Origin of the sequence: Enterobacter cloacae complex sp. P13B (genome assembly GCF_014895915.1) — a bacterium.
Lineage (GTDB): Bacteria > Pseudomonadota > Gammaproteobacteria > Enterobacterales > Enterobacteriaceae > Enterobacter > Enterobacter bugandensis.
The window spans coordinates 99,957-109,118 of sequence record NZ_JADBQN010000007.1; the positions used below are offsets into that span (position 1 = coordinate 99,957).

Sequence of the window (9,162 nt, forward strand, 5' to 3'; positions counted from 1 at the left end):
TTTACACCCTATAAGGTTGGCAAAACCCGCGCATGATGCAAGCGAAACATGACCCCGGGAGCGCGAGTTAGCCCTGTAGCGCCTGTTTTTGTTCCCCGATATCTTTTTCTATCCCCTCGCGCACGTCCTGAGGGATCTTCAGCGCGTCGCCGAGGGCGTTAAGGTAGCTACGCTCCATAAAGTGATCGATATCTATGGCGGCACAGCTGAGAAAATAGAGTTCCAGCGCTTCTTCCTCATTTTTCACGCTCAGTGCCAGACGCTGCGGATCGAGCGGCTGTTCAATGGCCTGCGCCACCAGCGTTCTGCCCTGTTCTTCAATACCCGCCTCGCGCAGCTGCTGTTCGATAGCCGCTCTTTCATTATCATCAATATGCCCGTCGCTTTTGGCGGCAAACACCAGCGCAAGGATGAGCCGCTCCGTGCGCAGATCCAGCGGAGAAGTATGCTCCCCATAGTGAGGTTCATCGCGGTGCGCCGCTCGCACCCTGTCCTTATATTTGTTCCACAGCACGGTGCCGGCGATAGCGCCGCCCCCGGCAAGCAGCGCGCCGGTACCGTACTTCGCCAGCAGCTTGCGTGAGGATTTATTGGCAACCAGCAGCCCTGCCAGCCCACCTAGCGCCCCCGGTACCAGCAGTTTGCTAAGCCCCTGTTCGCCGGAACCAGACGTTTTCTGCCCTAACATGGATTGCAGTTGATTTAACCAGCCTGACATGGTTTCCCTCGCTTAACGGTTAACATGTTCTCCAGCGTAAGCGAGCAGGCGTCAGGAAATGTCCATCAAGCCTAAAGAAGCGCAAATTTCTGGTCTGCCCTTTTGCCGTGCGCAAGACAGACGCAAACGTTTTCGTTTATACTGCGCGCATCTTTTTCAGGGGGAATGTTATGACTCGTTTAGGAACCGCGCTGCGACCTGCGGCGACGCGCGTAATGCTGTTGGGATCGGGCGAACTGGGTAAAGAAGTCGCCATTGAGTGTCAGCGTTTAGGGGTGGAGGTGATTGCCGTAGACCGCTACGCCGACGCGCCCGCCATGCACGTCGCCCATCGTTCTTATGTGATTAACATGCTGGACGGTGATGCCCTGCGTACGCTCATTGCACGGGAGAAACCGGATTTTGTCGTGCCGGAAATTGAAGCTATCGCAACCGATACGCTGATCGCCCTTGAGCAGGAAGGCCAGCGCGTGGTGCCCTGCGCCAAAGCGGCAAAGCTGACCATGAACCGTGAAGGCATTCGCCGCCTGGCGGCGGAGGAGCTGGGGCTACCTACTTCAAGCTACCGTTTTGCGGGTGACAAAGCCGCATTCCTGCAGGCCGTTGAAGAGATTGGCTACCCGTGCATCATTAAGCCGGTGATGAGCTCTTCCGGGAAAGGTCAGAGCTTTATTCGCGACAGCAGCGCGCTGGACAGCGCGTGGGATTATGCGCAACAGGGTGGCCGTGCCGGTGCCGGTCGCGTGATCGTCGAAGGCGTGGTGAAGTTTGATTTCGAAATCACTCTGCTCACCGTCAGTGCCGTGGACGGCGTCCATTTCTGCGACCCGATTGGCCACCGTCAGGAAGATGGCGATTATCGTGAATCCTGGCAGCCGCAGCAGATGAGCAACCTGGCGCTGGAGCGTGCCCGGGAGATTGCCCGTAAGACCGTTCTGGCCCTGGGCGGTTATGGCCTGTTCGGCGTGGAGCTGTTCGTCTGCGGTGACGAAGTGATCTTCAGCGAAGTCTCCCCTCGCCCGCACGACACCGGTATGGTCACGCTCATTTCGCAGGATCTCTCGGAGTTCGCCCTGCACGTGCGCGCCTTCCTCGGCCTGCCGGTTGGCGGCATCCGCCAGTACTGCCCGGCGGCGTCGGCGGTGATCCTTCCGCAGCTGACCAGCCAGAATGTGACGTTTGATAACGTCGAAGGCGCGGTGGGCGCAGGCCTGCAGGTCCGTCTGTTCGGCAAGCCGGAGATCGACGGTACGCGTCGTCTGGGCGTGGCGTTAGCCACCGGGGATAACGTTGACGAGGCCGTAGCAAGAGCAAAAGCGGCGGCTGCGAACGTTCAGGTAGCAGGATAAAAAAAACGGGCCGAAAGGCCCGTTTTTCATGCTGCATGTGGCTTACTGCTTCGCGCCTTCAACCGCTTCACGAGCCAGTTTCGTGATGCGATCCCAGTCACCCGCTTCCAGCGCATCCGCCGGAACCAGCCATGAGCCGCCGATGCACAGCACGCTTTTCAGCGCCAGGTAGTCGCGGTAGTTAGCCGGGGAGATACCGCCCGTCGGGCAGAAGCGTACCTGAGAGAAGGGACCCGCAATTGCCTGTAGCGCTTTGGTGCCACCGTTCGCTTCCGCCGGGAAGAATTTGAACTCTTTCAGACCGTAGTCCATGCCCAGCATCAGTTCAGAAACGGTGCTGATGCCCGGGATCAAGGGAATAGTGCCTTCGGTCGCGGCCTTCAGCAGCGGCTCGGTCAGGCCCGGGCTGATGGCAAACTGTGCGCCGGCTTCGGTCACTTCCGCCAGCTGCTGCGCGTTGAGAACGGTACCCGCACCGATGATGGCGTCCGGCACTTCTTTAGCGATGGCGCGGATGGCATCCATCGCGCAGGCGGTACGCAGGGTCACTTCCAGAACGCGAACGCCGCCCGCAACCAGCGCTTTCGCCATTGGCACAGCGTGCTCCAGCTTGTTTACCACGATAACCGGCACGACAGGGCCAGTGGTCAGGATTGCTTCTGCACTTGTTTTCCAGTTTTTCATCAGAGTTCTCTCTCGCCAGATCGTTAAAATCAAGTCGTCTTAAAACGTAATACAGGTTGCGCCCTGCTCCGCACCGGAGAGCTTCTCACGCAGCGCGCTGAACATTTCGCGTCCGGTCCCCACGCGCGATGCGCTCAGGTCAGGAATATGAGGCTGACGTGCCGCCAGCTCCGCGTCATCCACCAGCAGGGTTAACTCGCCAGTCTGGCCGTTCACGCGGATCATGTCGCCGTCGCGCACTTTCGCCAGCAAGCCGCCGTCGTAGGCTTCAGGCGTGACGTGGATGGCGGAAGGCACTTTGCCGGATGCGCCTGACAGGCGGCCATCGGTCACTAACGCAATTTTGAAACGGCGGTCCAATAATACACCAAGTGGTGGCATAAGTTTATGTAATTCTGGCATGCCGTTCGCTTTTGGCCCCTGATGACGCACGACCACCACGCAGTCTTTATCCAGCAGACCGGCGTCAAAGGCAGGCAACACGTCGTGCTGGCTTTCAAACACTACCGCCGGGGCCTCGATAACCTGGTTCTCTTCCGGCACGGCAGAGGTTTTCATCACCGCGCGGCCAAGGTTGCCGCTCAGCACTTTGGTACCGCCGTGGTGGGAGAACGGTTTGTCGATAGTGGCAATCACCTGCGGATCAAGAGACGCGGTTGCCCCGTCGCGCCAGTCCAGCTCACCGTTGTTCAGCCACGGCTCCTGGGTGTAGCGCTGCAGACCAAATCCGGCTACGGTGTTCACGTCTTCATGCAGCAGACCGCCTTTCAGCAGCTCGCGCATCAGCAGCGGCACGCCGCCCGCAGCCTGGAAGTGGTTGATGTCCGCCGGACCGTTCGGGTACAGACGCGCCATCAGCGGTACCACGGAAGAGATGTCGGAGAAATCATCCCAGTTAATCAGGATACCCGCCGCGCGCGCCATGGCCACCAGGTGCATGGTGTGGTTAGTTGAACCGCCGGTTGCCAGCAGGGCGACGATACCGTTGACGATCACTTTTTCGTCGACCATTTTGCCCATCGGCATCCATTCATTGCCGTTTCCTGTCAGGCGCGTCACCTGACGGGCCGCGGCCTCGGTCAGCGCCTGGCGCAGCGGCGCGTCCGGCTGGATGAAGGACGAGCCCGGAAGCTGCATCCCCATAAACTCCACCACCATCTGGTTGGTGTTGGCCGTGCCGTAGAACGTACAGGTGCCCGGCGCATGGTAGGACGCGGCTTCGGCTTCCAGCAGCGCCTGACGATCGGCTTTGCCTTCCGCATACAACTGGCGGATACGCACTTTTTCTTTATTCGGCAGACCGCTGGCCATCGGGCCGGACGGCACGAAAATCGCAGGCAGATGACCAAACGACAGCGCTGCCATCACCAGGCCCGGGACGATTTTGTCGCACACGCCGAGATACAGCGCACCATCAAACATGTTGTGTGACAGGCCCACCGCGGCAGACATCGCAATCACTTCGCGGCTCAGCAGCGACAGCTCCATACCATCCTGCCCCTGCGTCACGCCGTCGCACATGGCCGGGACGCCCCCCGCCACCTGCCCCACCGCGTTCACGCTGTGCAGCGCTTTACGAATGATGTTGGGATAGACCTCATACGGCTGGTGCGCGGAGAGCATATCGTTATAAGACGTGATAATAGCGATATTGTTACGCAACATGCTTTTCAGGGAGGCTTTGTCATCAGGCTGGCAGGCGGCGAAGCCGTGGGCCAGGTTACCGCAGGCCAGCTGGGAGCGGTGAACGGTGTTGCTTTTCGCCTGTTCAATGCGGGCGAGGTAGGCCGAACGGGTCTCTTTCGAGCGCTCGATAATGCGCTGTGTTACGCGTAACAATACAGGATTCATAAAAGCTCCTTTAATTTATCTGTCCGGGCTCGGGAGTTTACAAAATCGCTGGCGGTTGTTAACAACGCTGAAACGCTTGCTGTCCGGAGCTCAGGGGCAAAATCACTTCCGGCAGTGTAATAAAAAAAGCCCCGCGGGTGAATCCACGCGGAGCTTAAAAGTATAAAAATTGTGCCACTAGCTGTGTTAGATCATGTTACCGGTAAAATAACACTTTCGGGCTAGCGGAATATCCTACTCAAACTCGTTCCAGGAGCGGCCATCGCGGGTGATCATCGCCACCGACGCCACAGGCCCCCAGGTACCCGCCTGATACGGTTTTGGCGCATCCTGATCGGCAGCCCAGGCTTCGGTGATGGAATCAACCCATTTCCACGCCTCTTCCACTTCGTCGCGACGCACGAACAGCGCCTGGATACCGCGCATGGTTTCCAGCAGCAGACGCTCGTAAGCATCCGCAAGGTGCGTCTGGTTGAAGGTTTCGGAGTAGCTCAGATCCAGCTTGGTGGTCTGCAGGTTGTGCTTATGATCCAGGCCCGGCACTTTGTTGAGGATCTGGATATCCACCCCTTCGTCCGGCTGCAGACGGATGGTCAGCTTGTTCTGCGGCAGCTCCTGCCAGGACTCTTTGAACAGGTTCAGTTCCGGGTTCTTAAAGTAGACAACCACTTCGGAACACTTCGTCGGCAGACGCTTACCAGTGCGCAGGTAGAACGGAACCCCCGCCCAGCGCCAGTCGTCGATGTCCACGCGGATGGCCACGAACGTCTCGGTATTGCTGGACTTGTTCGCGCCCTCTTCTTCCAGGTAGCCTGGCACTTTTTTACCTTGCGCAAACCCGGCAGTGTACTGGCCGCGAACGGTTTTCTCGCGCACGTTGGAACGGTCGATGCGGCGCAGCGACTTCAGCACTTTCACTTTGGCATCGCGGATGCTGTCAGCCGTCAGGTCAGACGGTGGAGACATGGCAATCATGCACAGAATTTGCAGCAGGTGGTTCTGGATCATGTCGCGCATCTGGCCGGCCTGGTCAAAGTAACCCCAGCGACCTTCAATCCCCACCTCTTCCGCCACGGTAATTTCCACGTGGTCAATGGTACGGTTGTCCCAGTTGTTCACAAACAGGGAGTTAGCGAAACGCAGCGCCAGCAGGTTCAGTACCGTCTCTTTACCGAGATAGTGGTCGATACGGTAGACCTGGCACTCTTCAAAGAACTCGCCCACCTGGTCGTTGATTTCACGGGAGGTAGCCAGCGACGTCCCCAGCGGCTTTTCCATCACCACGCGCGCCGGCTTGGCGTTCAGTTTGGCTTCGCCCAAACCTTTGCAGATGGCACCAAAGGTGCTTGGCGGCATGGCGAAATAGTTAATGGTGACACGGTTTTTCTGATCCAGCATGGCACCCAGGCGGGAAAACGCGCTGACGTCATTAACGTCCAGGTTGCAGAAATCGAGACGACCGCTGAGGGTATCCCACAAACTTTCATCAATTTTTTCCTTCATGAAAGTTTCGAGCGCCTCGCGGACAACTTTGGTATAAGCGTCCTTGTCCCAGTCGGCGCGCCCAACACCCAGGATACGCGTATCCGGATGAATTTGGCCCGCTTTCTCCAGTTGATACAGGGAAGGCAGCAATTTTCGGCGTGCAAGATCGCCTTTCGCGCCGAAAATGACCAGGTCACATGCCTGGGCTGTTTGCGTTACCGCCATGTCATTCTCCTCAGTTGGATCACCTGGTGCTTCTGCCAGGTATCGTTGTAATTTTATTACAATGCACTGTACTGCTTTTACGTCATTCCCGAAACCATTAGCGCTTATCGTCTCGTGCGATACGGCGATTTTTCGCCATTCAGCCGATTATGGCGACGTAATGACGCAACAGCCGTCGATAATTTGCGCAACAGGGTCATAGCAAAACCCGACATCGATCAAGTAATGAAAAAAAACAACAACATTATCTTGTCGACTGTTACCCTTTAGGGAAGCCACAGGGGTAATATCGGCTAATCGAATCAAGATTTCATCAATGAGTGAAATCGTTTCCACCCCCATGAGCGCCTTGTTAACAATGAACATGCTTGAAAAAATCCAGTATCAACTGGAACACCTTAGCAAATCCGAGCGAAAAGTGGCTGAAGTCATTCTGGCCGCGCCCGCTCAGGCGATTCATTCAAGCATCGCCGCTCTGGCTCAGGAAGCGGGCGTCAGTGAACCGACGGTCAACCGCTTCTGCCGCAGCCTGGAAACGCGCGGCTTTCCTGATTTTAAACTGCATCTGGCACAAAGTCTGGCAAACGGCACCCCCTATGTTAATCGTAATGTGGATGAAGACGACAGCGTAGATGCCTATACGGCAAAAATATTTGAGTCGGCCATGGCCACGCTCGATCACGTTCGTCAAAGTCTGGATATGAGTTCAGTAAACCGCGCGGTGGATTTACTCACCCAGGCCAAACGCATTGCATTCTTCGGTCTTGGCTCGTCAGCCGCCGTGGCGCACGACGCCATGAATAAATTCTTCCGCTTTAACGTGCCGGTTATTTATTCCGATGACATTGTGCTGCAACGCATGAGCTGTATGAATTGCAGTGAGGATGACGTCGTGGTACTGATTTCGCACACTGGCCGCACCAAAAGCCAGGTTGAGCTGGCGCAGCTGGCCCGTGAAAACGATGCCATGGTAATCGCCCTCACCACCGCCGGCACGCCGCTGGCGCGGGAGGCGACTCTCGCCATTACCCTGGACGTGCCTGAGGATACCGACATGTATATGCCAATGGTGTCCCGTCTGGCGCAACTCACGGTAATCGACGTGCTGGCGACCGGATTTACCTTACGCCGGGGCGCAAAATTCCGAGATAACTTGAAGCGAGTCAAGGAAGCGCTGAAGGAATCGCGTTTTGATAAAGAATTGCTTATAAAGAGCGATGTTCCCTGAAAGTAGATAACGAAGACGTAACCCATAATTAGATGTAACGATTTTCGGCATTCGGCCCCCTCTTTGCTGCCTTGCGGTAGATGAAGGCCGATTCAATGTTCACGCAACACCAAAGTTGTTTCAGTCAACGGAGTATTACATGTCCAGAAGGCTTCGCAGAACCAAGATCGTCACCACCTTAGGCCCGGCCACCGATCGCGATAATAACCTCGAAAAGATTATCGCCGCTGGCGCCAACGTGGTACGTATGAACTTCTCTCACGGTACGCCAGAAGACCATAAATTGCGTGCCGATAAAGTGCGTGAGATCGCCGCTAAGCTGGGCCGCCACGTCGCTATCCTCGGCGACCTGCAGGGTCCAAAAATTCGTGTATCAACCTTTAAAGAAGGTAAAGTTTTCCTCAATATCGGCGACAAATTCCTGCTGGATGCCAACCTCGGCAAAGGCGAAGGCGATAAAGAGAAAGTCGGGATCGACTATAAAGGCCTGCCGGCTGATGTGGTACCTGGCGATATCCTGCTGCTCGACGACGGTCGCGTCCAGCTGAAGGTGCTGGAAGTTCAGGGGATGAAAGTGTTCACTGAAGTCACCGTCGGCGGCCCGCTCTCCAACAATAAAGGCATCAACAAACTGGGCGGCGGCCTCTCTGCGGAAGCCCTGACCGACAAAGACAAAGCGGATATCGTAACGGCGGCCCAGATCGGCGTTGACTACCTGGCGGTCTCCTTCCCACGCTGTGGCGAAGATCTGAACTATGCGCGCCGTCTGGCCCGTGACGCAGGCTGTGATGCCAAAATCGTCGCTAAGGTTGAACGCGCGGAAGCCGTGTGCGATCAGGATGCGATGGACGATGTGATCCTCGCCTCTGACGTGGTGATGGTTGCCCGTGGCGATCTGGGCGTGGAAATCGGCGACCCTGAACTGGTCGGTATCCAGAAAGCGCTGATTCGTCGCGCACGTCAGCTGAACCGCGCGGTGATCACCGCCACCCAGATGATGGAATCCATGATCACTAACCCAATGCCAACCCGTGCGGAAGTCATGGACGTCGCTAACGCCGTGCTGGACGGTACCGATGCAGTGATGCTGTCAGCGGAAACCGCGGCGGGCCAGTATCCGGCAGAAACCGTGGCCGCAATGGCGCGCGTCTGCCTGGGCGCGGAGAAGATCCCAAGCATTAACGTCTCCAAGCACCGCCTGGATATCCAGTTCGACAATGTGGAAGAAGCGATTGCGATGTCCGCCATGTATGCGGCCAACCATCTGAAAGGCGTTACGGCGATCATCACCATGACCGAATCTGGCCGCACCGCGCTGATGACCTCTCGCATCAGCTCCGGCCTGCCGATTTTCGCCATGTCACGCCACGAGCGTACGCTGAACCTGACGGCGCTGTACCGCGGTGTTACCCCGGTACACTTCGACAGCACCAATGACGGCGTAGCCGCGGCGCACGATGCCGTAAACCTGCTGCGCGATAAAGGTTACCTGGTGTCTGGTGATATCGTCATCGTGACGCAGGGTGACGTGATGAGCACCATCGGCTCAACCAATACCACGCGCGTACTGACCGTAGAGTAAGATCCGATCCCCTCTCCCCTTGTACAGTCCGGGGACATGG

The 9,162-nt window shown here is 57.1% G+C and carries 7 protein-coding genes; 3 read left to right on the top strand and 4 right to left on the bottom strand.

Annotated features, from left to right (window positions below; all coding sequences use genetic code 11):
• Window positions 1-67: 67 nt before the first annotated feature.
• Complete coding sequence (locus IM273_RS04670) at window positions 68-718, bottom strand: tellurite resistance TerB family protein (protein WP_028013609.1); 651 nt, start codon at window positions 716-718, stop codon at window positions 68-70.
• A gap of 170 nt (window positions 719-888) precedes the next feature.
• Between IM273_RS04670 and purT the strand changes: the two genes are divergently transcribed.
• On the top strand, window positions 889-2,067 hold the full coding sequence (purT, locus tag IM273_RS04675; protein WP_193051427.1) for a formate-dependent phosphoribosylglycinamide formyltransferase: 1,179 nt from the start codon (window positions 889-891) through the stop codon (window positions 2,065-2,067).
• Window positions 2,068-2,109: 42 nt separating this feature from the next.
• Here purT and kdgA read toward each other — a convergent pair whose 3' ends face one another.
• The 3 genes from kdgA to zwf all read right to left on the bottom strand — a co-directional run bounded on the left by kdgA (window position 2,110) and on the right by zwf (window position 6,312).
• A complete protein-coding gene (gene kdgA / locus IM273_RS04680; RefSeq protein WP_014884307.1) occupies window positions 2,110-2,751 on the bottom strand; it encodes a bifunctional 4-hydroxy-2-oxoglutarate aldolase/2-dehydro-3-deoxy-phosphogluconate aldolase in 642 nt (213 codons plus the stop codon).
• Between the two features lie 39 nt (window positions 2,752-2,790).
• On the bottom strand, window positions 2,791-4,602 hold the full coding sequence (gene edd / locus IM273_RS04685; RefSeq protein WP_041909456.1) for a phosphogluconate dehydratase: 1,812 nt from the start codon (window positions 4,600-4,602) through the stop codon (window positions 2,791-2,793).
• Window positions 4,603-4,836: 234 nt separating this feature from the next.
• Window positions 4,837-6,312 carry a glucose-6-phosphate dehydrogenase gene (gene zwf / locus IM273_RS04690; protein ID WP_028013613.1) on the bottom strand — a complete coding sequence of 492 codons (1,476 nt, stop codon included), beginning with the start codon at window positions 6,310-6,312 and terminating at the stop codon, window positions 4,837-4,839.
• Window positions 6,313-6,670: 358 nt separating this feature from the next.
• Here zwf and IM273_RS04695 point away from each other — a divergent pair, with 358 nt between their 5' ends.
• Window positions 6,671-7,540, top strand: a complete 870-nt coding sequence (locus IM273_RS04695; RefSeq protein WP_028013615.1) for a MurR/RpiR family transcriptional regulator — start codon at window positions 6,671-6,673, stop codon at window positions 7,538-7,540.
• A 139-nt stretch (window positions 7,541-7,679) separates the two neighbouring features.
• A complete protein-coding gene (gene pyk, locus IM273_RS04700; protein ID WP_028013616.1) occupies window positions 7,680-9,122 on the top strand; it encodes a pyruvate kinase in 1,443 nt (480 codons plus the stop codon).
• Window positions 9,123-9,162 lie beyond the last annotated feature (40 nt).

What these genes read in the sequence shown, in the direction of transcription:
- IM273_RS04670 (WP_028013609.1), bottom strand. Translation starts at nt 718, where the DNA reads ATGTCAGGCTGGTTAAATCAACTGCAATCCATGTTAGGGCAGAAAACG.
- purT (WP_193051427.1), top strand. Translation starts at nt 889, where the DNA reads ATGACTCGTTTAGGAACCGCGCTGCGACCTGCGGCGACGCGCGTAATG.
- kdgA (WP_014884307.1), bottom strand. Translation starts at nt 2,751, where the DNA reads ATGAAAAACTGGAAAACAAGTGCAGAAGCAATCCTGACCACTGGCCCT.
- edd (WP_041909456.1), bottom strand. Translation starts at nt 4,602, where the DNA reads ATGAATCCTGTATTGTTACGCGTAACACAGCGCATTATCGAGCGCTCG.
- zwf (WP_028013613.1), bottom strand. Translation starts at nt 6,312, where the DNA reads ATGGCGGTAACGCAAACAGCCCAGGCATGTGACCTGGTCATTTTCGGC.
- IM273_RS04695 (WP_028013615.1), top strand. Translation starts at nt 6,671, where the DNA reads ATGAACATGCTTGAAAAAATCCAGTATCAACTGGAACACCTTAGCAAA.
- pyk (WP_028013616.1), top strand. Translation starts at nt 7,680, where the DNA reads ATGTCCAGAAGGCTTCGCAGAACCAAGATCGTCACCACCTTAGGCCCG.